The sequence below is a fragment of the Luteolibacter flavescens genome (assembly GCF_025950085.1).
GTDB lineage: Bacteria > Verrucomicrobiota > Verrucomicrobiia > Verrucomicrobiales > Akkermansiaceae > Haloferula > Haloferula flavescens.
Window position 1 is genome coordinate 1 of sequence record NZ_JAPDDS010000055.1, and the last position, 1,166, is coordinate 1,166.

The 1,166-nt window shown below is 64.2% G+C and carries 1 protein-coding gene; it reads left to right on the plus strand.

Translation table 11 applies throughout. From position 1 onward, the window contains the following. Window positions 1-39: 39 nt before the first annotated feature. A partial coding sequence (locus tag OKA04_RS24485) for an IS481 family transposase (protein WP_264503858.1) occupies window positions 40-1,166 on the plus strand: 1,127 nt, incomplete at its 3' end.

Consider the following 1,166-nt stretch of genomic DNA (forward strand, 5'->3'; position numbering starts at 1 on the left):
TGTATAGACCGGGGACATAGGTAGCAGGTGTTCGGGGACATGGGTTACACCTTCAAGGAGGAGGAAACCATGCCTTGGCAAACCTGTGACCTGATGGACATGAGACACGAATTCGTGGAGATGGCATCCCGTGAGGGAGCCAACAAGGCGGAGCTGTGCCGGCGTTTTGGGATCAGCCGCAAGACCGGCTACAAGTGGCTGGGGAGGCAGCGCGGGGGCGGGAGCTTGTCGGATGCCCCACGCAGGCCCGCCACGAGTCCCGGCAAGACCGGCATGCCGATGGAGGACAAGATCGTCGCCGCCCGTCGAAGTCATCCGGCTTGGGGCGGGCGCAAGCTCAAGTGGTGGTTGGAAAAGCAGGGCGAGACGGGCGTCCCTTCCGCGAGCACCATTACGGAGGTGCTGCGCCGTCGCGGGCTGCTTTCAGTGCCCGCCGGTCCTTCCGGCAAGGGCTGGGAGCGCTTCGAGCGCGAGGCCCCCAACGAACTGTGGCAAATCGACTACAAGGGCTGGCTGGCCTTGGCCAAGGGCGGACGCTGCCATCCGCTGACGATGCTCGACGACCACAGCAGGTTCAACCTGCTGCTGGAGCCGTGCGCAGGCGAAACCTTCGCCGAGTTGCGACCGCTGCTTGAGGCTGCCTTCCGTCGCTACGGGTTGCCACAGGTGATGCTCTGCGACAACGGCAAGCCTTGGGGGGACAGCTCGGGCCACTTCACGCAATGCGAGGCGTGGTTGTTGCGGCTGGGGGTGGATGTTTGGCACGGTCGCCCGCGGCATCCTCAGACCCAAGGCAAGGAGGAGCGCTTCCACCGGACCTTCAAGGCCGAGGTGCTGTCGCGCACGACGGTGTGGCATGACCTCAGCCACTGCCGTCGTGAATTCGAACCGTGGCGAGGGATTTACAATCGCGAGCGGCCGCATGAAGCCCTGGGAGGAGCGGTTCCTGCGAGCCGTTATGAGGTCTCATCGCGGGTGCTGCCCGCGGTGCCACCGGCAGCGGGACAATGGTATGGGGGAGAAGACGTGGTGAAAAAGGTGCTGGCGAAGGGGATCATCGCGTTCCGGGGCGTCCTTTGGAGCCTCGGCGAGGCGTTCAAAGGCCAGGAGGTAGCATTGCGCCGGACAGGAGAGGACCGCTACGAGGTGTATTACTGTTGGAAGCG